This window comes from Haloarcula sp. K1 (genome assembly GCF_001647155.1).
GTDB classification, from domain to species: Archaea; Halobacteriota; Halobacteria; order Halobacteriales; family Haloarculaceae; genus Haloarcula; species Haloarcula hispanica.
The window spans coordinates 238,490-259,897 of record NZ_LRHL01000043.1 but is presented as its reverse complement, the minus strand read 5'-3'; the positions used below and the strand labels follow the sequence as shown (position 1 = coordinate 259,897).

At 65.0% G+C, this 21,408-nt stretch carries 22 protein-coding genes and 1 tRNA gene; 9 read left to right on the top strand and 14 right to left on the bottom strand.

The window, feature by feature from the left end; genetic code table 11:
• Window positions 1-93: 93 nt before the first annotated feature.
• Complete coding sequence (locus AV929_RS14755; protein ID WP_050007497.1) at window positions 94-759, bottom strand: TrkA family potassium uptake protein; 666 nt, start codon at window positions 757-759, stop codon at window positions 94-96.
• A 57-nt stretch (window positions 760-816) separates the two neighbouring features.
• On the bottom strand, window positions 817-1,995 hold the full coding sequence (locus tag AV929_RS14750) for a hypothetical protein (RefSeq protein WP_064288610.1): 1,179 nt from the start codon (window positions 1,993-1,995) through the stop codon (window positions 817-819).
• Between the two features lie 369 nt (window positions 1,996-2,364).
• Here AV929_RS14750 and rnz point away from each other — a divergent pair, with 369 nt between their 5' ends.
• The gene (rnz, locus tag AV929_RS14745) at window positions 2,365-3,300 is read left to right on the top strand and encodes a ribonuclease Z (RefSeq protein ID WP_044952062.1); all 936 of its coding nucleotides are present in this window, start codon (window positions 2,365-2,367) and stop codon (window positions 3,298-3,300) included.
• Between the two features lie 42 nt (window positions 3,301-3,342).
• Entirely contained in the window at window positions 3,343-4,416 is a 1,074-nt protein-coding gene (locus AV929_RS14740) for a Gfo/Idh/MocA family protein (RefSeq protein WP_064288609.1), read from the top strand.
• A 9-nt stretch (window positions 4,417-4,425) separates the two neighbouring features.
• On the opposite strand, the gene AV929_RS14735 is transcribed toward AV929_RS14740, so the two are convergent.
• Window positions 4,426-5,154, bottom strand: coding sequence for a DJ-1/PfpI family protein (locus tag AV929_RS14735; protein ID WP_080510098.1), 729 nt, complete (start codon window positions 5,152-5,154; stop codon window positions 4,426-4,428).
• Between AV929_RS14735 and AV929_RS14730 the strand changes: the two genes are divergently transcribed.
• Together AV929_RS14730 and AV929_RS14725 are read left to right on the top strand one after the other, a co-directional pair.
• Entirely contained in the window at window positions 5,146-6,024 is an 879-nt protein-coding gene (locus tag AV929_RS14730; RefSeq protein ID WP_064288607.1) for a PhzF family phenazine biosynthesis protein, read from the top strand. The genes AV929_RS14735 and AV929_RS14730 overlap by 9 nt on opposite strands.
• A gap of 59 nt (window positions 6,025-6,083) precedes the next feature.
• Entirely contained in the window at window positions 6,084-6,455 is a 372-nt protein-coding gene (locus AV929_RS14725; RefSeq protein ID WP_050007380.1) for a VOC family protein, read from the top strand.
• Window positions 6,456-6,485: 30 nt separating this feature from the next.
• Here the strand turns inward: AV929_RS14725 and AV929_RS14720 are convergent, their stop codons facing one another.
• The 4 genes from AV929_RS14720 to ilvA form a co-directional block, all read right to left on the bottom strand.
• The gene (locus AV929_RS14720; protein WP_064288606.1) at window positions 6,486-7,964 is read right to left on the bottom strand and encodes a hypothetical protein; all 1,479 of its coding nucleotides are present in this window, start codon (window positions 7,962-7,964) and stop codon (window positions 6,486-6,488) included.
• A 111-nt stretch (window positions 7,965-8,075) separates the two neighbouring features.
• A tRNA-Ser gene (locus AV929_RS14715) sits at window positions 8,076-8,157 on the bottom strand.
• A 29-nt stretch (window positions 8,158-8,186) separates the two neighbouring features.
• Complete coding sequence (locus AV929_RS14710) at window positions 8,187-8,390, bottom strand: hypothetical protein (RefSeq protein ID WP_014041554.1); 204 nt, start codon at window positions 8,388-8,390, stop codon at window positions 8,187-8,189.
• A 151-nt stretch (window positions 8,391-8,541) separates the two neighbouring features.
• Window positions 8,542-9,753: a threonine ammonia-lyase gene (gene ilvA / locus AV929_RS14705; RefSeq protein ID WP_014041555.1), complete on the bottom strand. Its 1,212-nt coding sequence runs from the start codon at window positions 9,751-9,753 to the stop codon at window positions 8,542-8,544.
• 285 nt (window positions 9,754-10,038) lie between these two features.
• On the opposite strand from ilvA, the gene AV929_RS14700 reads away from it, so the two are divergent.
• Window positions 10,039-11,673 carry a TrkA family potassium uptake protein gene (locus AV929_RS14700; RefSeq protein ID WP_014041556.1) on the top strand — a complete coding sequence of 545 codons (1,635 nt, stop codon included), beginning with the start codon at window positions 10,039-10,041 and terminating at the stop codon, window positions 11,671-11,673.
• Window positions 11,674-12,040: 367 nt separating this feature from the next.
• Here the strand turns inward: AV929_RS14700 and citZ are convergent, their stop codons facing one another.
• Window positions 12,041-13,186 carry a citrate synthase gene (gene citZ, locus AV929_RS14695; protein WP_014041557.1) on the bottom strand — a complete coding sequence of 382 codons (1,146 nt, stop codon included), beginning with the start codon at window positions 13,184-13,186 and terminating at the stop codon, window positions 12,041-12,043.
• Between the two features lie 233 nt (window positions 13,187-13,419).
• Between citZ and AV929_RS14690 the strand changes: the two genes are divergently transcribed.
• Entirely contained in the window at window positions 13,420-14,643 is a 1,224-nt protein-coding gene (locus AV929_RS14690) for a potassium channel family protein (RefSeq protein WP_044952068.1), read from the top strand.
• Between the two features lie 7 nt (window positions 14,644-14,650).
• Here AV929_RS14690 and AV929_RS14685 read toward each other — a convergent pair whose 3' ends face one another.
• Window positions 14,651-14,866 carry a hypothetical protein gene (locus AV929_RS14685; RefSeq protein ID WP_044952071.1) on the bottom strand — a complete coding sequence of 72 codons (216 nt, stop codon included), beginning with the start codon at window positions 14,864-14,866 and terminating at the stop codon, window positions 14,651-14,653.
• Window positions 14,867-15,001: 135 nt separating this feature from the next.
• Between AV929_RS14685 and AV929_RS14680 the strand changes: the two genes are divergently transcribed.
• Both AV929_RS14680 and AV929_RS14675 read left to right on the top strand, forming a co-directional pair.
• The gene (locus AV929_RS14680) at window positions 15,002-15,958 is read left to right on the top strand and encodes a succinylglutamate desuccinylase/aspartoacylase family protein (protein WP_050037195.1); all 957 of its coding nucleotides are present in this window, start codon (window positions 15,002-15,004) and stop codon (window positions 15,956-15,958) included.
• 283 nt (window positions 15,959-16,241) lie between these two features.
• Window positions 16,242-17,306, top strand: coding sequence for a pyridoxal-phosphate dependent enzyme (locus AV929_RS14675; protein WP_064288605.1), 1,065 nt, complete (start codon window positions 16,242-16,244; stop codon window positions 17,304-17,306).
• A gap of 1 nt (window position 17,307) precedes the next feature.
• On the opposite strand, the gene AV929_RS14670 is transcribed toward AV929_RS14675, so the two are convergent.
• From AV929_RS14670 to AV929_RS14660, 3 genes are all read right to left on the bottom strand, one after another.
• On the bottom strand, window positions 17,308-17,535 hold the full coding sequence (locus AV929_RS14670) for a hypothetical protein (protein ID WP_225306728.1): 228 nt from the start codon (window positions 17,533-17,535) through the stop codon (window positions 17,308-17,310).
• A 32-nt stretch (window positions 17,536-17,567) separates the two neighbouring features.
• Window positions 17,568-17,774 (bottom strand): hypothetical protein, encoded by a 207-nt coding sequence (locus AV929_RS14665; protein WP_050007381.1) that lies wholly within the window; start codon window positions 17,772-17,774, stop codon window positions 17,568-17,570.
• Window positions 17,775-18,033: 259 nt separating this feature from the next.
• On the bottom strand, window positions 18,034-19,299 hold the full coding sequence (locus AV929_RS14660; protein ID WP_050037198.1) for a tRNA(Ile)(2)-agmatinylcytidine synthase: 1,266 nt from the start codon (window positions 19,297-19,299) through the stop codon (window positions 18,034-18,036).
• A gap of 128 nt (window positions 19,300-19,427) precedes the next feature.
• Between AV929_RS14660 and AV929_RS14655 the strand changes: the two genes are divergently transcribed.
• Window positions 19,428-20,396: a transcriptional regulator gene (locus AV929_RS14655; protein WP_050037199.1), complete on the top strand. Its 969-nt coding sequence runs from the start codon at window positions 19,428-19,430 to the stop codon at window positions 20,394-20,396.
• 58 nt (window positions 20,397-20,454) lie between these two features.
• Here the strand turns inward: AV929_RS14655 and AV929_RS14650 are convergent, their stop codons facing one another.
• Both AV929_RS14650 and pyrE read right to left on the bottom strand, forming a co-directional pair.
• A complete protein-coding gene (locus AV929_RS14650; RefSeq protein ID WP_014041566.1) occupies window positions 20,455-20,703 on the bottom strand; it encodes a glutathione S-transferase N-terminal domain-containing protein in 249 nt (82 codons plus the stop codon).
• 86 nt (window positions 20,704-20,789) lie between these two features.
• Entirely contained in the window at window positions 20,790-21,341 is a 552-nt protein-coding gene (gene pyrE, locus AV929_RS14645) for an orotate phosphoribosyltransferase (RefSeq protein WP_014041567.1), read from the bottom strand.
• Window positions 21,342-21,408: the final 67 nt, after the last annotated feature.

Sequence of the window (21,408 nt, the reverse complement as noted above, 5' to 3'; positions counted from 1 at the left end):
CTTTCATATTCTACTCCCCCCGGCTTTCGCCGCAGACAGCAAGCGCTATCGTCCTGAAAAAGAGACGACAACGCGGGATGCGGTCCCGGAATCTCAGGCTGACGCGTCGCCCCGGAGCGTCGCCCGAATATCGTCCAGTCCACCGGGGTCGGCCATGATCGCGACACTGTCGCCGGGTTCGATTTCCGTCTGTGGGAGCGGAATCGTCATCGGTTCGTGGTCTTTGCCGTGTGCGTAGATGTGTGCGTCTCCTGGTAGTTCCACCTCGACGACCCGTTTCCCGACGAACGGCGAGTCGTCGGGAATGCGGATACTCGCGACCGAGAGCTGTTCGGTCAGGTCTGCGAGGACGTTGAAGTCACCGCCCAGCAGTGCCGTCTTCGCGCCGGCCGCGCCCAGCCGCTCGGGATAGATGATCTCGTCCACGTCGGCGGCGTACTTCTCGTATATCTCCTCGCGGTAGTCGGCGTCGATCCGCAGAACGGTCCGACAGCCGAACTCCTTGCCGATCATACAGGCGGTGAAGTTCGTGTTCAGGTCGCCCGTGAGGCCGCCGATAGCGTCCGCGGTTTCGATGCCGGCGTCGATGAGGACGCTCTCCTCGTTGCCGTCACCCTGGATAGTCTCGAACCCGGTCTCGATGGCCCGTTCGACCTTTACGGGGTCGTTGTCGACGATAACAACCTCGTGACCCTCGCTCTGCAGAATCCGTGCGGTCCGGATGCCGACGCGGCCATAGCCAACGATAACGAACTTCATGGACGACGGTACGACGGCCACCATTAAAAATGTGAACGGATGACAGGGTGGCGCGCGTTAGCCTTCTGTCGTCGCGGCTTCTTCGGTCGCGTTGTCCGTTTCGTCAGTCTCGTCGCTTTCGTCAGTCTCCTCGGTTCCGTCTTCGGTCTCGTCTGCTGGCGGCTCTTCAGTCTCGTCTACTGGCGGCTCCTCCGTTTCGCCTTCGGTCGGCTCCTCAGTCTCGTTCGCGGGCGGCTCTTCCGTTTCGCCTTCGGTCGGTTCTTCAGTTTCGTCCGCTGGTGGTTCTTCGGTTTCGTTCGCGGGCGGCTCCTCGGTTTCGTCCGCTGGTGGTTCTTCGGTTTCGTTCTCAGCCGGTTCTTCAGTTTCGTCCGCTGGTGGTTCTTCAGTTTCGTTCGCTGGCGGCTCTTCGGTTTCGTTCGCGGGCGGCTCCTCGGTTTCGTTCGCGGGCGGCTCTTCAGTTTCGTTCGCCGGCGGCTCTTCAGTCTCGTTCGCCGGCGGCTCTTCAGTCTCGTCTTCAGTCGGCTCTTCGGGCACATCGACGGCCGAGTCGATAGTGATCTCGGCGAACGCACCGTCGTCGCGCGTGAAGACGCTATGAGTGTACGTATCCGGCTCGACGCCGGTCGTGTCAACGGTGAACGTCACGTCAGTGGATTCGTTCGCGTCGAGGGTCACAGACTCGGAGGCCAGCGGCTGGCCACCCAGTCGGAACTCGACGGCCTGTGTCGTGTTGAAGTCGTTCGGGTTGGCGACGGTCGCGTCGACAGTGATGTTGTCACCGGCGGTAGCGTTCGTCGGTGCGTCGAGGCTCTCCAGGGTGAACGATTCAGAGACGGTAACTGAAGCGACCTGCCCGTCGTCGCTGGTGAAGACACCGTGGCGGTAGTCACCGGGCGCGACGCCGGTCGTGTCCGCTGAGAACTGGACTGTGGTGGTCTCGTTGGGCTCAAGCGTGACGAGCGTCCGGTCGACGACAGCCCCGTCGAACCGGAACGCCACGGATTCAGTCACTGTAGTGTTCTCGTTGTTCGTGACCGTCGCGGCCACGTCAGCAGTCGAGTTCGGTGCGACGCTCTCCGGGGCGGTCAGGGAATCGACTGCGACGCCTGTGTTCCCGGCTTGTTCTGACGGCGATTCCTGTTGCGCTGTCACGCCCGGTACAGCCCCGACCTGTGCGGTGAGGCCGCCGACGACGAGTAGCGCAGCGAAAACGGCGAGTGTGCGTGTGCGTATCATGATGCGGTTCTGCGGTGATCGGAAGGCAATGCGAACGATGCAACGGGTGAGGTACACATAAACTGGCGAGACAGTTCAATAGGACATAATAACCTGCTAAGCCGTCATCTGTTACTGCCGGCTCGGGAAAGTGAGACTGAGCGACACTTACTCAGTGTTAAATTGTTTTGCTGGTGGTTAAGGTCTCGACGGAGAAGCGCGCGAGACAGTGTGTGACGCCGGAAAGCAGCCGCCATTACCGGTCAGTAGAAACAGCCATGTCACATCCCGACACACAAACGAGCGGCGCAGTGACAAGACGAAGAGTGCTACCGCTCCTGTGACGACACCCTTTCGACACCGGTTTACCCGTCGACAGTAGAGGATTCGATGACTATGCGCGTGACGTTTCTCGGGACGAGTGGGGCCGTGCCGACGACCCAGCGCAACACGAGCAGCATCTTCGTCAATCGCGACGGCGACTACCTGCTCTTCGACTGCGGCGAGGGCACACAGCGGCAGATGATGCGCTACGGCACCGGCTTCGCTATCGACCACCTGTTCGTCACGCATCTCCACGGCGACCACGTCCTCGGGATTCCGGGGCTGCTCCAGACGTGGGATTTCAACGAACGGGAGCGCGCCATCGCCATCCACACGCCGGCGGGCACGCGCGGGAACATCAAACAGCTCATCCAGGCCAACGGGACGACACCCTCGTTTCCCGTCCGCATCAACGAGGTGTCGGCCGGAGACGTAGTCCTCGACCGGTCGGAGTACGAGATCCGCGCCATCGAAACCGAACACCGGTGTGCTAGCGTCGGCTACGTCCTCGATGAGGACGACCGGAAGGGGAAGTTCGACCGGGAGAAAGCCGAAGAGGAGTTCGGTATCCCGCCAGGGCCGAAGTACTCCAAGCTCCACCGCGGCGAGGCCGTCGAACACGATGGTGAAACTATCCAGCCGGAGGCCGTCGTCGGTCCAGCCCGTCCCGGCCGGCGGTTCGTCTACACCGGCGACACGCTGCCGACAGAGAGCGTCATCGAAGCGAGCGAGGACGCAGACCTCCTCGTCCACGACGCTACCTTCGCCGAGGACCGGAAAGAGCGAGCGAAGGCGACGGCGCACTCAACCGCCCGGGAAGCCGCCGACGTGGCGCGGCAGGCCGGCGCGTCGACGCTGGCACTGACCCATATTTCGACCCGCTACGCCGCGAGCGCCGACGAGCTAGTCGACGAAGCCCGGGACGCGTTCGACGGCGAGGTCGTGCTCGCCGAAGACGGGATGGAGCGCCGTGTCGAGTTCCCGGACGCAGACGAGTACTGATGAGATAGTGCAGCATTTATTCCTCGAAGCGATAACGAAGCCATGACACACAGATTAGTCCACGTCGGTCTGGGGGGCCAGGGGTCCACCTGGGCGACAGACGCGATTCCGCCGAACGTTCACGACGACCGAATCGAGGTCGTCGCCGCGGTCGACACCGACCCGGAACGACACGAGCTGGCAGAGCAAGAACTCGGACTGTCGCCCGAGGAGTGCTACACCGACCTCGAAACCGCGCTCTCGGAGCGGCCGGCCGACATCTGTTCTATCGTGACGCCGCCGTCGACCCACGAGGCCGTCGTGGAGACGGCGCTCGCCCACGACCTGCATATCATCTCGGAGAAGCCGATTGCCGACACACTGGAGGCGTCGGTCCGGGTGGCCGAGAAGGTGGAGAAGGCCGGCAAGAAGATGGGGATCACGATGAGCCACCGGTTCGACCGGGACAAGACGACGTTCCGCCGGGCCGTTGAGGAGGCCGGCGACATCGATTATCTGACGGCTCGGTACACGGGCAACGTCCGCGAGCGAGGTTTCTACGCCGACTACGTCTACGAAATGGAGAACATGCTCCTGCTCGACGGCGCAATCCACCACCTCGACATCCTCGCGTCGCTGGCCGATTCGCCCTGCGAGCGGGTGTACGCCGAGACGTGGACGCCCGAGGAGGCCGACTACGACGGTGACTGCAGCGGCCTCGTGACGCTGCATTTCGCCGATGGCACCCGCGCCCAGTACGAGGGCAGTTACGCCAACGCAACGACACTGAACGGCTGGGGCCACGAGCAGTTCCGCGCCGAGTGCTCGGACCAGACGGTCCTCCTCGACCGCCGCGATGTCGAGCGGTTCCACGCCGACGCGTACGACACCGGGAACTTCGAGAGCATCGGCAAGGGCGACGGCGAGACGGTGCCGCTGGCAGAGCGGCCCCACTGGAAAAACGCCTGGCTCATCGAGCAGTTCTGCGACTGGATCGACGGCGGCGACCCGATGCCGACGAATGTCGACAGCGTCCTCCAGTCGATGGCCATCGTCTTCGCCGCCATCGAGAGCAGTGAAACCGGCGAGGCCGTCGACGTGCAGGCGCTGCTCGACGACGCCCGCGCGAACGCCTGATTCCGCGTTTTACGCCGATTCGCCGCGGAAGACCTCGCCGCAGGGCTCGTATTCCATCTCCTCACAGACAGCGGCGGCCACGTCCGCGCCCCACTCGCGTTCGACGAGGTGGACGGCGAGGTCCAGCCCGGACGTGACGCCGCCACAGGTCAGAACGTCATCGTCGTCGACGACCCGGGCGTCGACAACCGTCGCGTCGGTCGCCCGCAGGTCCTCGATTGCGCCGCCATGTGTCACCGCTGGCCGGCCATCGAGCAGGCCGGCCCGAGAGAGCACCATCCCGCCGGTACAGACGCCGGCAACAGTCGCACCGCGGTCGTGTGCCGCCGCGACGGCGTCGGGCAGGTCGCCGCGTTCGGTCTCCGTCCAGACGCCGGCCTCGCTTCGGTCGTTCCACCCGCCGCCAGCGACGACGAGCAGGTCCGGGGTCACGTCGGCGAGCAATCCGTCCGGTTCGACTCGAAGCCCGTGGCTCGCAGTGACCGTGTCCGAGTCGCGCACCGAGCGAAGCGTTACGTCCCAGGCCGCGCCAAAGCGCGCTGCATTCTCGAACACCTCGTAGGGGCCGATGGCGTCCAGTTCGTCGAACCCGTCGAAGCAGGCGATTGCAACAGTGTCCATGCCCTCGATACGGCTGACGGCGAGAAATAGCCCGGTGGCTTCAAGCGACTCGGTACCATCCGACAGGCATCCGGAGTGTTCTTTGGGAGCGACGCCGAGCGAACAGGTATGTCCCATCCGTTTCACATCGTCGACGTGTTCGCCCGGGAGCGATACGCCGGGAACCAACTCGCCGTCGTGACCGACGCCGGCGACCTGCACGAGGACGAGATGCAGGCCATCGCCGCCGAGATGGATTACTCCGAGACGACGTTCGTCACCGGCGAACCGACCGACGGCGCGTGGCCGGTCCGCATCTTCACTCCGGCGGCCGAGATACCCTTCGCCGGCCACCCGACGCTCGGTACGGTCCAGGTCATCCGGGATCATCTGGCCGACGGAAATCCCGAAACGGTGACGCTGGACTTGCCTGTTGGCGAGGTCCCGGTCGAAGTGCGAGAGCGCGACGGCCGCGAGATCCTGTGGATGACACAGCAGGCCCCCGAGTTCGGCGAGCAGTTGGCCCACGAGGACCTCGCCGCCGTTCTCGGCCTGCCGGCTGACCGACTGGACCACGACTGGCCGGTCGAAATCGTCTCCACGGGGCTGGCGACGATTGTCGTCCCGGTGGCCGACCGCGACGCGCTGGAAGCCATCGACCTGGACCGCGACGCCTACGACGCCGTGACCGGCGACCGAGACGCGAAGAACGTCCTGGCGGTCTGTCGAGAGCCGCGAAGCGCCGATAACGACCTCGCCGTCCGCGTGTTCGCGCCGTTCTACAACGTGCCGGAGGACCCCGCGACCGGCTCCTCGAACGGCTGCCTGGCCGCGTATCTCGCCCGCCACGAGATGCTCGGGAGCCCTGCCGTCGAGGCCCGTGTCGAGCAGGGCTACGAGATGGGGCGACCGTCGCTGTTGCATCTCTCAACTGACGGCAGCGGCGAGGACATCAGCGTCCGGGTCGGCGGCAGCGTCGTCCCCGTCGCTCGCGGCGACCTGCTCTAAGTGGCCGTGACAGCCGGGTTTCCGGCACACTCATTTCGCCCCGTCCACAACGCCGCGGCATGGACCTCGCACACACCGCTATCTGCGTCTCAGACCTCGACCGCACGATGGATTTCTACGAGGCGCTGGGCTTCGAGGAGACGAATCGGTTCACGCTAGACGGCGTGGAGAACGTCTATCTCGGCCGGGACGGCGACGGAGACTTGCAACTGCGCCACGACCCCGACCGAACCACCCCGGTCGCGCCGAACCGCGCCGACGTGGACCACATCGCGTTCACCGTCGACGATGTCGAGGCGACCTTCGAGGCAGCTATCGACGCCGGCGCTGCGCCGGTGCTGGAACCGACTGAAGTCGACGCTGCAGAGGCCTTCGCCGCCTTCGTCGAGGACCCCGAAGGGTACACACTGGAGTTCTACCGCTGGCTCTGAGCGGCGACGTCCGCAGCGAACGAGCAGTGCTCACCCAAGCAGGGAGCGAACCCGACCGCGCCATAGCGCTGCCGTCCGGGTGGCGACGAGTCGAGCCGGTTCGGACACCGCAGCGAGGAAGCCGCCGAAGCCGACGAGGCACGTCACAGCGGCCGCGCTGGCAACGATTACCGGGGAGAGGCCAGCGCGCGTGAGGCCGGCGACCGCACCGGTCGTGAGTGCGAACGAGACTCCGAGGCCGACAGCGAGATACGCCGCAACCTTGGGTTCGAGCGGAATCCGGCCGAAGACGGCCCGAGAATAGTAGATGACGTACCCGAAGACGACCAGATTCATGACGCCGTACCCGGCGGCCCCGGCGACCGCCCCGAACTCCGCCCCGAAGATCGTGGGCACTGGAACGCTGAACGCCAGTCCGTAGAGCTTCGTGCGGAAGCTCACGCTCGGTTTCCCGATACCCTCCATGGCGTGTGACGTGAGCGTCCAGAAGCCACGGAGGATGTTCACGCCGCCGACGAGCAGGACGGTCGTCGAGAAGACACCCTCCGAGCCGGCGAAAGCGATCCGCGCAACCACGTCGTGTGCGGCCAACAGGTAGCCGAAAACGACGAAGGTGACGCCCGTCCCGCCGGTGACCGCCCCGTCGAGGTACGCGAGTTGCGTGTCACCGGCGGAGGAGTCCCCGCTGACCTTCGTGAGCAGCGGGGAGGAGAGCCGCCAGGAAATCGTCGCGCCGAAGTCAGCGAACCGGTCGGCGGCCTCGTAGATCCCAACAGCCGCCGGCGTCGCGACGACGCCCAGCACGTACACCGGCATATTGTACGACAGACGGTCCAGCACCTGGTCCGGGACGCTCCACCTGGCAAAGTTCCACGCGCGCTCGACGGCGTGTCGGTCCGGCAGCGTCGGGACGACGCCCAGCGCGACGGTCACGGGAACGAGCACCGCCAGCCGAACCCCGGCCACGACGAGCAGCAGGTCGCCGGCGGTCGTCAGTGTCGGGGCCAGCGCCAGCAGGATAATGAGCTGGATAGCGCTCTGGACGCCGTTAAGCCACGTCTGTACGCTCGGGTAGCCGATGGCACCGACCAGACTCGTCGCGATCATCGACAGTGCAACCGCAAGGGCGTACAGACCGACAGGCGCGAGCAGTCCCGGGGACACCACGGTATTGCGGACGATGACGCCGGCCAGCGCGGCCACAGCCCCACCGGCGACGAGGAGATAGCCGAGGGTGAATAGCACTGCCAGGCCGAAATACGGGCCGACAGCTTCGCCCCGTTCGCTGCCGACTTTCTGCAGCGTCTGGCTGATGCCCCGGATCGGACGAAGGATGAGCGAGACCGAGATACTGACGAAGAAATACGTCCCAGTCGCTCCAGGCGATGTGACGAACGCGTAGACGATACCGCTGAGAACGAACAGCGTCGTCGAGAACAGCGCCCCGCTGGTCGTCCGAATAGAGGAGTCCAGCAGGTCTATCTCGTCGCCGTCACGCTGTTCGACCATCGACCGAGTATCAGGGCTGTGGGCGGGAAAACGGTGCGGTGGTTGCACTGGCAGGCGGAACAGCAATGTGACAGGCGCTGTCGCTCCTCACTCGCAGTCAGTCACAGAAAACGCCAGGACTGGGATTTGAACCCAGAATCCCGAAAGGGAACACGCTTTCCAGGCGTGCGCCTTACCGTTCGGCCATCCTGGCACGTATTTCGAGAGTGCGAGGGCGGGCGATTAAGGGCTTTCGTTTCCGAACAGCCGGGGCTGCATGCGGTAAGAGGCCAGCGTCGCCCCGATACCGACGGCTACGGCGACGCCGGCTTTGGCTGATATCGACACCGGCGTCCCGGCCAGCAGTTCGTAACCCTGAACGAGAACCAGAAACGCGAGGCCCCCGACGACGCCCCACAGGAGGCTGGCCTTCGTTCGCGGGTCCATCAGCGCCCTCCGTTCCGTGCTGTTGTATCGGCAGGTACTGTCCGTGCGAGCCGTCGCATACACGAAGCGGTGGCCGCCGCGGCTAAAACCCCGCCGAAATCAGTCGAGAACAGTTCTCTCGGCGCGCTCTGGCTCGGGGGGCGAGACCCAGTCAGACGAGCACGTCGACCTCGTACCCCTCGTCGGTGAGCGCGTCGATGAGTTCGTCGACGTGGTCGTGGCCGCGGGTCTCCAGATCCAGTTCGACCTCGGCCGAACTCATCGCCACGTCGCGACTGGTCCGGTCGTGCTCGATGCCATAGATGTTGACCTGCTCGCGCGAGAGGACCTCGACGAGTTCCTCTAGCGCGCCGGGGCGGTCCTGAAGGACAGTCCGGATCTTGAGATAGCGGCCGGTCTCGACGAGGCCGCGCATGATGACGTTAGTCAACATGTTCAGGTCGATGTTCCCGCCACACAGCGCGGGGACAATCGTCTCGTCGTCCTCGAAATCGAACTTCTCCTCCATGACGGCGGCCAGCGCGACGGCACCCGCGCCCTCGGCGAGTGTTTTTGAGCGCTCTAACAGCGTCGTCAGGGCAACAGCGATTTCGGAGTCCGACACCGTCACGACCTCGTCGACGCGTTCGCTGATGACCTCGAACGTCTTTTCGCCGGTGGTACGAGTGGCAATGCCGTCGGCAATGGTCTCGACGCTGTCACGTTCGATACGGTGCCCCTTCTCCAGGGATTCGGCCACGCTGGACGCTCCCTCGGCCTGGACGCCGATGACGCGGATGCTTTCGTCCTTACCTTTGAGCGCCGTGGCGATGCCGCTGATGAGCCCGCCGCCGCCGATTGGAACGACGACCGTGTCCACACCGGGGAGGTCCTCGTAGATTTCCAGTCCGATGGTCCCCTGCCCCGCCATCACTTTCTCGTCGTCGAAAGCGTGGACGTAGGTCCGGCCCTCCTCGCGCTCGAGTTCGTGGGCGTGTTCGGCGGCCGCGTCGTAGTCCCGGCCGTGGAGGACCACGTTGCCGCCGTAGCTCCGGGTCGCCTTCACCTTCGAGACTGGTGCTCGTTCCGGCATCACGATTTTCGAGTCGACGCCGATTCGCGTGGCGGCCAGTGCAACTCCCTGAGCGTGGTTGCCGGCGCTCGCCGTGACGACACCGGCTTCCCGTTCAGCGTCCGAGAGCGATGCGATGCGGTTGGTCGCACCCCGTATCTTGAACGACCCCGTGCGCTGGAACAGTTCGAGCTTGAGATGGATATCCGCGCCTGTCATCGCCGAAAACGTGTGCGAGTAATCGAGCGGTGTGTGCCTGGCCGTTTCAGAGACGGTGTCCTGTGCCGCGAGGACGTCCTCAAATGAGAGCATGGGAGTGGCTATTCACCGGACCATGTTATACTGTCGGCCGACCATGCGGCATCGACGGCCGCCATAGCCACGACTGCTCGGGTAGTGTCCTGAAACGGAAAGGGGGAGCGTGTGACTGCACGCGGGAGAAGGAACGCGATTAACTTAAATCCCGTCGTAGCGCGGTGAAAGTGAAAGTGCGGGACAACGGCCGGGTGAGAAACTCTCCCTGGCGCTCGTTTCCTGAGAGGGCCGTCGACTAGCCGGACAGAACTGTTTTACACTCGGTATCCCAGAACGTAGTAGATGGATACCTGGCAGCGACGAACAGCGCTGTACGTTCTCGGCCTCGTTGGCATCATCCTAGCCTATGCGCTGGCCTACGACTACGGGATGTCGGCCTTCGAGAACGAGCCGCGCACGTTCCTGAAATCGCTGCAAATCGTCGTAGAGACGTTTACTACGACTGGCTACGGCTCGGATGGGGACTGGCAGAGCACGGAGATGTTACTACTCATCATCGTGATGGACATCACCGGCGTCGTGCTCATCTTCCTCGCATTACCGGTGTTGCTGTTTCCGCTGTTCGAGGAGGCAATGGAGACGAAAGCCCCGAATACGGTCGAAAACGGACTCAGCGACCACGTCGTCATCTGTCAGTTCTCCCCCCGCGGTGAGACACTCGTCACCGAACTCGACACCTGGGACGTCGACTACGTCATCGTCGAGCCGGACCGGAACCGGGCCAACGACCTCTACGAAGACGGGTACTACGTCATCCACGCCGACCCGCAGTCCGTCGACGGGCTCGAGCGAGCCCATCTGTCGTCCGCCCGCGCGGTCGTGGCCGACGCGTCCGACCAGGTGAACACCAGTATCATCCTCACCGCCCGTGAAGTCGACGAGTCCGTCCAGACCGTCAGTGTCGTCAAGGAGCCCGACCGGGCGAAGTACCACGACCTCGCCGGCGCCGACGCCGTCCTGTCGCCGCGTGGACTGCTCGGTGAGAGCCTCGCGAGCAAGGTCACGACCGGCGTCTCGACGACGCTCGGGGACTCAATAGAAATCGGTGAGGACTTCGACATCGCCGAACTGCCGATCCACCGTGGGAGCGACCTCGTCGGAACGACGCTGGCCGACAGCGGCATCCGCGAGGAGACCGGCGTCAACGTCATCGGCGCGTGGTTCCGTGGCCAGTTCGTGAGTCCGCCCGACCCCGACGCCGAACTCGACGGCAGTACTGTCCTGCTGGTCTCGGGGACCGAACGTCAGCTGGAACAGCTCAAGGAGATGACGCTTTCTAGCGTACACGGCTTCCGCCGCGGGGAGACTGTCATCATCGGTGCCGGCGAGGTCGGCCAGACGATCACGGCGGCGCTCACGAACGCCGGGGTGCCGCACACAGTGCTCGATCAGACCGACGAGCCCGGCGTCGATGTCGTCGGCGACGCCACGGAGCCAGACGACCTGCGACACGCTGGCGTCGGCGCAGCCAGAACGGTTATTCTCGCCCTATCGGAGGACACCGACACCGAGTTCGCGACGCTGGTCATCCGTGACCTCAACCCGGACGTCGAAATCATTGCCCGCGCCGAGGAAAGCGAGAACGTCCAGAAGATGTACCGGGCGGGCGCTGACTACGTCCTCGCGCTGTCGACGGTCAGCGGCCGGATGCTCGCCTCCACGATCCTCGAAGACGAGGACGTCATCTCGATGGACCAGCAAGTCGAGGTCATCCGCGTCGCCGCTAACGGTCTCGGGAATACGACGATCGGCGAGGCCGATGTCCGCTCACGGACGGGCTGTACGGTCGTCGCCATCGAACGCGACGGTGCAGTCATCACTGACCTCGGTCCTGGCGTGACTATCGAACCGACTGACAAGCTCGTCATCGCCGGCACCGACGACGGCGTGACGCGGTTCAAATCGACGTTTGGCTAACCACCTTTTTCCGCCTCGGGTGCGCTTCACGCACCGCTCGGCGCAAAAACGTGGTCTTGCTGAGCGGAGCAAAGCAAGGCTCGAAAGACGAGCCTCGCGAGTCTTTCGGTGGCGAAAAAGGCCGAACGCTCGCTATGCTCGCGTTCGGTGAACCGCTCACTTCGTTCGCGGACAGTCGCTACGCGTCCGTTACCGCAGAGTTCGATATTGGAGAGACTCGACAGGAGATGCATCTTGGGCCGATTCCGAGAACCGGCGGCGTCGCCGCTGGACGCTGGCCGCCCTGCCCTTCCCCGGTTCGCGCGATGAAACGCGCTCACGGCCACGCGGTAGTGACAGGCTACGGACGACTGACAGCGGGAGCGCCTTACCGCTCGTCCAGCGGCACGAACTCCGTCTCGTCGGGGTTCTTGCCGACGTAGCGGGCACGCGGTCGGATCAGACGGTTATCCTCGATGTACTCGAAGACGTGGGCGACCCAGCCGCCGACGCGGGACATCGCGAAGATGGGGGTGTAGATGTCGATGGGGATGCCCATCTGGTAGTACGTCGACGCCGAGTAGAAGTCGACGTTCGGGGCCAGCCCCTTCTCTTCCATGAGGTAGTCCTCGATAGTGGTGGACATCTCGTACCACTTGAGCGTCCCGGCGGCCTCGCCGAGTTCCTTCGAGCGCTCGCCGAGAATCTTCGCGCGCGGGTCCTTGACGTTGTAGACGCGGTGGCCGAAGCCGGAGACGCGGCGGCCCTCGTCGAGGGCGTTCTTGACCCAGTCCAGCGGGTCGGATTCGGCGTCGTCGACCTCCTTTAGCATCTCCATAACGTCCTGATTGGCCCCACCGTGGAGCGGCCCCTTCAGGGTCCCGATGGCGGAAGTGACCGCGCTGTGAACGTCCGACAGCGTCGACGCCGTCGTGATAGCCGAGAACGTCGAGGCGTTGAGGCCGTGGTCGGCGTGGAGGACGAGCGCCTGGTCGAACACGTCGGCGAGCACGTCGTCGGGCTCCTCGCCGTTGAGCATGTACAGGAAGTTCGCGGCGTGGTCGAGGTCGTCGCGAGGTGCGACGGGTTCCTTGCCGTCGCGGATACGGGTGAACGCCGCGATGATGGTCGGGATCTTGGCCGTGATTCGCCGTCCAGTTTCAAGATTGACCGTCTCGTCGGTCGGTTCGGCGTCCTCGGGCGCAGGGTCGAACGCCGAGAGCATCGACACCGCAGTCCGGAGCGCTGCCATCGGGTTCTCGTCCGCTTCGGCGAGTTGTCGCACGGTCGAGATGACGTCGTCGTCCACGCCGCGCGCGTCCACCATCGCCTGCTTGAACTCGGAGAGTTCGTCCCGGTTCGGCAGGTGGCCGTGCCAGAGCAGGTACAGCACCTCTTCGTAGCTGGCACCCTTCGCAAGGTCCTCGATGGTGTACCCCCGATACACGAGTTTGCCAGCGTCGCCGTCGATAACGCTGAGTTCGGACTCGGCGACGATGACACCCTCGAGTCCCTTCTTGAGGTCGTCGGACATACGCAATCAGTTCCCTACCTTCCGGGAAAAACATTTTCTTTCCGAGCGTGTGTGGCACAATGTCAGGAACAGTTATTGGACGACTGTCCATCTGATTACCGGTCTATTTGGGTCGATACCCCAACGTAGCACCCACACTGGTATGCAAACGGCCAGTCGTGGCTGACAGCGGGGCGCGCTATCTCTCCACACAGTGAGGAACGTTTTTGCTCGGGGCCATCGAATCGACGGCCATGGACCCGACAGGGACGGTCGAGTACGAACCGGTCAGCGTCAAGCAGGTGCTGGCCGAGATGAAAGACACCGCCGAGTTGCTCATCGACCTCTCGTACTCGGCTGTCCTGCTGGGTAGCGACGACGTGGCCGCGGAGGTGCTGGAGTTAGAGGAAAAGATGGACGTGCTCCAGTTGCGCGCACGCATGAGCCTCCTGATGGCCTGCCGGTCGACGGCGGACGCGGAGTCGCTGGCCCCCGTCCTGGGGATGGTCGGGGCCGCCGAGAAGATCAGCGACGCGGCCGGCGACATCGCCAAAATAGTGCTAGAGGATATCGGCCTGCCAGACACGATGCGGGCGGCCCTGCCCGAAGCCGTCGAGACGCTCGTGCGGGCGACAATCGGTTCGGACTCTCGGCTAGCCAATGAGACGCTGGGGAGCCTGAACCTCGAAACCGAGACCGGCGTCCGCGCGCTGGCGATCCGCCGGCAGGGGAACTGGCTGCTCAACCCCGACCGGGAGACGCGCCTCGAAGCGGACGACGTGGTGCTGTTCCGGGGGCCAGAGGCCGGCATCGCCGAGGTGTATCAGGACGCGACCGGCGACGTGTACGAGCCGCCGGAACCGCCGGAGGGAGGCGTCCGGGACCTCGAACGCGCCGTCGACTCCATCGTCCTGATGAAAGACATGGGCGAACTGGCGGTCGACCTGGCCTACGGCGCGGTGCTGTTCGACAGCACGGAGGTCGCCGAGGAGGTCGTCGAACTCGAAGCCGAGGTCGACGCGCTCCAGTCCCGGTTCGAGGCCTGGACGCTCCGGGCCGCCGCCGACATCGACGACCCCGTGTCGCTGCGAGGCCTCGTCCACCTGGCCCGTTCGACGGAGGTTATCTCCGACGCCGCGCTGGAGATGAGCGAGGGGGTTCTGCGGGGACTGTCGACCCATCCGGTCGTCGCCGAGGCCGTGCAGGAGTCCGACGAGGTCATCGTCCGGACGGCGGTGTACCCCGACAGCGACCTCGCTGGGACGACCATCGGCGACGCGGCGGTCAAGACGGCGACGGGTATGCGGATCATCGCGATACGTCGCGGGGCCGGGGAGAGTGAACGGACCGGGCGCGAGGGCGGCGACTGGGTCGTTTCGCCGGGCCCGGAAACGCAGATTCAGACGGGCGACGTGCTCATCGCGAAGGGGACTCGAACCGGCGGCGGTCGGCTTACAGAACTGGCCGAGGGAAAATAGCGTTCTGCTACTGTCTTGCGAGTCGCACAGCAGACACGGCCGTAAACAGCGCCGTCAGCAGACCGCCCAGCGACGTCGCGAGAACGAACCCCAGCGCCACGTAGAACCCCATCGGGCGCTGGGTCCCCGGCAGGACGAACAGGGCGAACAGCCCCGCCGTGAACAGGCCGGCGAGTACGAAGCCGATTTTCGCGTTCCGTGGCACGTTCAGCGCCGCGACCATCGCCGCTTTCCCGCTCTGTGGCTCGGACTGGGACACACCTGTCGATAGGGGTGGCGGCCCCAAGATGCCGTCGGTCCGGCGCAACTGCTGGCGAAATCCGAACCAGTAAAGGCTCCCAAGGCAAACGTGGGAACAATGGTTACTTTCGGTACGGCGACCGCCGCCCCCGGTGAGAAAGACACGGGGCGGCTGGAGGTCGGTGAGACCCGCGACGGGTCGACGTTCGGGCTACCGGTCGCCGTCGTCAACGGTGTCGACGACGGGCGGACCCTCTACATACAGGCGGCCAGCGACGGCGACGAGTTGAACGGCGTCGGCGTCATCCAGCGAACACTCCCGCAGCTCGACCCAGCAGAGCTGTCCGGAACGATTCTAGTCTGTGGCGTCGTCAACTACCACGCGTTCCAGGTCGCCGAGCACCGCAACCCGATCGACGACACGAAGATGAATCGGGCGTATCCGGGCGACAAAACGGGGACGTCGAGCGAGCGCATCGCCGCGGCGACGTTCAACGCCGCCATCAGCGCCGACTACGTGCTCGACCTACACCAGGGGTCGACCTCGCGGATGATCGACGAGGTACGGGTCCGGTGTGGCACCCGCCACCGCCTCCACGAGGAGTGTCTCGAACTCGCGAAAGTGTTCGGCTGTGGCTACATCCTCGACCAGAAAGGCCCCGACGGGCAGTTGGCTCGCGCCGCCCCCGACGAGGGCGTGCCGACAATCGACCCCGAACTCGGCGGCTGTGTCGGCTGGGATGAACAGTCCATCCAGCGGGGCGTCGACGGTGTCTTCAACGTCCTGCACTACTACGGCTTCCTCGATGGCCACCATGACACGCGCCCCCAGACCCGCGCCTCCGGATTCGAACAGTACGGCTCCCCCGTCGGCGGCCTCATCGACCTCAAGCCCGACCTCGGCGACCGCGTCGCCCGCGGCGAGACGCTGTTCGAGGTGACCGACGTGTTCGGCGAGCCGAAGGCCGAAATCACCGCCGACTCCAGCGGCGTGTTCTGGCGTGCCCGTCGACTCCCGCAGGTCGCGACCGGCGAGTACGTCTGCTCGGTCGGGACGAACGTCGACACCTACTAACAACCACTTTTTACTTCGGAGGGTGTCCTCGGCCGCGGTGCGGCCTGTGGGCACCCCCCTCGCAAAAACGTGGGGAAAACGCGGGACCTCGCTACGCTCGGTCCCGTGAAACGCGGCGCTTCGCGCCGCGTATGCTCGCTTGCTGACCTGCCTTTCCCCGGGGCGGCCGACGGAGCGGCCGCCCGGCCATCGCTCCGTGCGCTCCGCCAGCCCAGCCACAGGCACCGACTACCGCGGCCGGAGACGCCGCCAGCTTTTGGACCGTCCGCATCCGAGTGGGACCATGCGCACCTGTAGCGTCTGCGACCGGGAGTACCCCCGTGAGGAACCCTGGCGGTGTTCCTGCGGGGCTCCGCTTGATTACGCCAGCCAGCCCCTGCCCGACAGCCGACCGGCGCAGTTCTCGCGAACCAGCGGCGTCTGGGACTTCGCTGACTTCCTCCCCATGGACGAACGGGTCAGTTTAGGCGAGGGCTGGACGCCGCTGGTCGACGCGCCCGGGTGGGACGCCACGTTCAAACTGGAGTATCTCCACCCGACGGGGAGTTTCAAGGACCGCGGCGCGGCGACGGTCATCGCCGAAGCGCTCGGAGTCGGAGCCGACCGCGTGCTCGAAGACTCCTCGGGCAACGCCGGGCTGGCAGTCGCGTCCTACGCGGCACGGGCGGGCCTGGACGCGGAGATATACGTCCCGGCGAGCGCGAAGGAAGCGAAGGTTCGCCGCATCGAACGGACCGGAGCCGACGTGGTCCCGGTCGAGGGGAGTAGAGAGTCCGTAACCACGGCCTGTATCGACGCCGTCGAGAGTGGGGCGGGCTGGTACGCCAGTCACGCCTGGAACCCCGCGTTCTTCGCCGGGACGGCGACGGCCGCCTACGAAATCGCCGCCCAGCGAAACTGGAGCGTGCCGGACGCCGTCGTCACACCGCTCGGTCACGGGACGCTGTTTCTCGGCCTCTACCGCGGGTTCCGGGCACTGGAGCAAGCTGGATGGACGGACGCTATCCCGCGTATACTGGGGACGCAAGCGGTCGGGTACAGTCCCATCGCCGACGAGGAGGGCAGTACACCGGACGACGCTGCTGCCAACGACCTCGCTGACGGGATCCACATCCGCGACCCGCCGCGTGCCCAGCAAGTACGACACGCCATCGACGAAACCGGCGGTGCCGCCGTCGCCGTCTCCGCGGCGGCAACCGAGCGAGAGCGCGACCGACTCAGTGGGGCAGGGTTTCACGTCGAGCCGACGTGTGCGACGGCGACGGCTGCGCTCCCTCAGTTCAGAGAGCGGGGAGAACTCCAGGACGGTGACGACGTGGTTGTTGCGTTGACCGGACGGAACGACTAACCTACCGCATCAGCAGTGTCGAGACCGGAAAGTCGGCATCGACGGAGAGCCACTGGTCCTCTACGTCTGTCGTGTCGACATCCGGCGCGTAGCAGATGAGTCGCTCACTGCCGTCGGGACGGGAGCGTACCACGGCAGGTAGCGTTCCCTCGTCAGCGTCAGCCGCTGCCGTCACCGCACTCGTCGACCGGGTATCGGAGTCCATGTCTCGGTTCACGACAGGTATCATTATTGTTACCTGTCGGTTATCGGGCGTAAGGGCTACTGAACGTCGTCAAGCGGAACGAGAAAGTCCGACGAAACGGCCAGCCAGTTCCCTTCCAGTTCGGAGGGCGTGCTGCCGGGCGGATACAGGATCGAGCGCTGGCCGCCGCCCGCAGCCGGCTCGTGTTCGACAGTCAATAGCTTCTCGGCGGCCATGCCGTCCGTCGTATTTCGCCGGTGGGTGTCTGCCCCTTCGGTGCTCATGGCCGCACATAACGGTATATCAATATTGTTATCCGTAGTCTAAATCGAGGTATATCCCCGTATTACCGGAATATTCGTGGTGCTTACTCGACGGTAGCCGGTTCGAACCAGATAGAAGACAGGACCAGGGCCACGATTGATTGTCGGGTGGGATGTTTACGCGACGATGTCACACCGCATTCGAATTGTCGGATCTGATTTCCGGATAATGTCGTCCCCGAGGTCGAGAGAGACCGGTACACCGCGACGCTAATCGGTCTCAGCGGGACGGGTGAGTGGGCGCGTCGAACCCGCCACGGACCAGCGGCTTCGCGATGTGGCGGCGTGCAACCGGCGGCACTTCGTACCAGCCGCGTTCCAGTCCCCGCTCGATTGACTGCTCGACCTTGCCGTCGGCGCTGGTCCCGCAGTCCCGACACCGATAGCCCTGGTTCCGGCCGGCGGATTTCATCGACCGCCCACAGTCCGGGCAGTCCGGCGTGACGGGTTCCGTCCGAACGAGTTCCCGGACCGCGAACTTCTCCAGTTTGAGCGTGCCGTCAGTCACTTCGCCACAGGCGGTGATTCGGTCGCCCACCCTGAGCGAGCGGACCCGGTCGCGAAAGCCCTTTGTCGGCTCGAAGGCCGCACAGTCGAGGGTCGTATCGTCGCCCTCGAGCGTAACGAACACATGCCCGCCCTCCCGCGTTTCGGGGGCGTCGACCACGTCGCCGGTGACGCGGTAGGCGCTGTCAGCCGTGACCGCGTCGACAGCGGCGTCCTGTAGATGAACGTCCGTCCCTTGGTTCGTCACGAACGTCGCTCGCCGGGCGATGGGTTCGCTGTCGATCGCGTCGGCAACGGCGCGGCAGGCGTCGGGGTCGTCGCCGCGGATCCCGTAGAGAATCGGACACGGCGTCCGGGGAACGCAGACAGGATAGCCCGATGCACGGTCGACAGTGTCCCACACGTCGGGGTAGTACTCGGCCGCTACGTCGCGGACGCTCTCGCCGTCGACCGCCCGCTCAGTGCCCCACCGGTCTCGCTCCCGGTAGGCGATGTGTTCGTAGGTCCAGTCCGACAGCGCGGCCCAGGCCCCGACCGCCGCGAGCGCGCCGACGAGCCCGCGGCCGTTGCCCCGCTGACAGCGGGCGAACCCGACCACGTCAGCTAGCGTCGTCGCGGCCATCGGGTCCTGTATCGACTGGATTGTCTCGCAGGCGAACGTTGCGACCTGCGGTGGGACGTCTTCGGGGTCGCAGTCCGCGACGATAGCGCCGGGGTTGGTCCGGGGGTCGTCGGTCTCGGCCATGTCGAGCACGTCCCCGGCCAGTTCAAGCGCCGTGTCGGCGTCGAGGTCCGTATGCACTGCCAGCGCCGCGTTCCCGCGGGTCTTGTGCTCAACGGCGGGGTTCAGTCGGACGAGGAGCAGTCGCTCGACGGTCCCCCCGGCGTCGTGTATCGACTCCGCGAGGCTGGCGGCGGCGTAGGTCGTACACATCCCCCGCTCGCGCGAGTCCGTATCATCGAGGCCGACGACAGTCACAAGCGCCTGTAGCCCCGAAACGGTCAAACCCCTTTCGTCACGCTGTCGGTAGGAGCCTGAGAGGTCAACGAACGGCGCAATGCATATAATGGGTGAGCGGGCTAGACTCAGTAGAGGTACAGAGTACTATGTCACGGTCGGCGCTGGTGGAAAACGTCATGGCGATGCTCGAAGACGCTGGCTTCCTCGTCAGCGACCGCTGTGCGATTCGTCCGAAGAGTTTCGACATCGCTGCCCGTCGCGGTGAGGACGTGTTGCTCCTGAAGATACTGGGCAACATCGACGCCTTCGACGCACAGACCGGGGGCGAGATGCGGCGACTGGGCACGTACCTGAATGCTACACCGATCGTAGTCGGACTCCGGACCCGTGACGAGGAACTGAAACCCGGCGTCGTCTACTTCCGGCACGGCGTCCCCGTGCTGTCGCCCGACACCGCGATGGACCTGTTCGTCGAGGAGGTCCCACCGCTCATCTACGCCGCTCCGGGCGGACTCTACGTCAACATCGATTCCGAGATTCTCGCCGACGTGCGCGAGGACCGCGACTGGTCGCTCGGCCGTCTGGCGAAGGAACTTGGCGTCTCCCGACGGACGGTCTCGAAATACGAGGACGGAATGGACGCTTCCGTCGAGGTGGCCGCCGAACTGGAGGACCTGTTCGACGCGCCGCTGACCTCGCCGGTGAGCGTCCTCGACGGCGCCGAGGAAGTCCGTGACGACGAGCCGACACCGGACGACCCCGCCGTCGCACCGGAAGACGAGCCGATTGTGACGGTATTCACTCGTATCGGCTTCGAAGTCCACCCGACGGACCGCGCGCCGTTCAAGAGCGTCAACGAGAGCGACGACGAGCACGGGCAGGTCCTTGCCGGTCACTCGGCGTTCACCGAGACGGCCGAGAAGCGGGCCCGTATCATGTCCTCGGTCGGCGAGGTGACCCGGACCCGTTCGGTGTACGTCGTCGACGAACTCCGACGGGAGTCCGTCGAGGGGACCGCGCTCATCGAGAAAGAGGAGATGGAAAACATCGAGGACGCCATCGACCTGCGCGACCTCATTATGGAGCGCGGCGAGGAACCCGAGGAAGTGGCCTGAGCGGGCGCTCTCAGTCTTCGCTGTCACATAAAAACGAGAACTACCGTAAGCGCCGAGTCTACTGCCCGTACGTTTCTTCGAGGTACTCGACGATGTCGTCGGATTCAGGCATCCCGTCGACGCCGTTGTCCTCGTCGACGAGGACGGGAACGCCCGTCTGGCCCGAAACCTCCTTCACTTCGGTCCGATCGCCGTGGGACCGCGGGACCATGTGGGATTCGTAGTCGAGGCCCAGCTCGTCGAGTTTCTTGATTACCTTCGCACAGTACGGACAGCCTTCGAGTTCGTAGAGTTCGAGATTAGCCATTTGCACTCGTGGGTAGGCGAGCCAGCGTCAAGAACACATCGGTGGTGTGCTCGTCTCGTGCAGGGCCGAGAGCGTTCCGACCAGCGCTATACGTCGATATCGTCGGGTGCGTCGGCGAGCAGGTCAGAGGCAGTCACGAGCGAGGACAGTTCGAGGTCGTGGTCGGCGAGGTTCTCGCTGGCCCCCTCCTCGCGGTCGACGACGACGAGCACGCGGTTGACGATAGCGCCGGCCTCGCGGAGCGCCTCGGCGGCGTCGACCGCGCTCTGGCCGGTCGTCGCGATGTCTTCGAGGATGATGACCTCCTCGCCGTCGGCCAGATCCCCTTCGATTCGGTTGCCCGTGCCGTACTCCTTTGCCTGCTTGCGGGCGATGACGTAGGGAATGCCCGTCTCGACACTGGTGACCGCGACCAGCGGGACTGCGCCGAGGGCGACGCCGGCGAGCGTGGCGTCCGTGTCCCACTCGGCGATGCGCTCGGCGAAGGCCTCGGCGATGCGGTCCAGACAGTCGGGGTTGGTCTCGAAGACGTACTTGTCGACGTAGTAGTTCGACGTGCCGCCGTGGGAGAGCTCGAACTCCCCGAACTTGACGGCGTCGGCGTCCCGCAGCGCCGCGATGAGGTCGTCGTTTGCCATACGCTCACTGCACGGTCACGGGGCTAATGACTGTTGAATTCGGACAGCGACATTCCTAAGCCCCTCC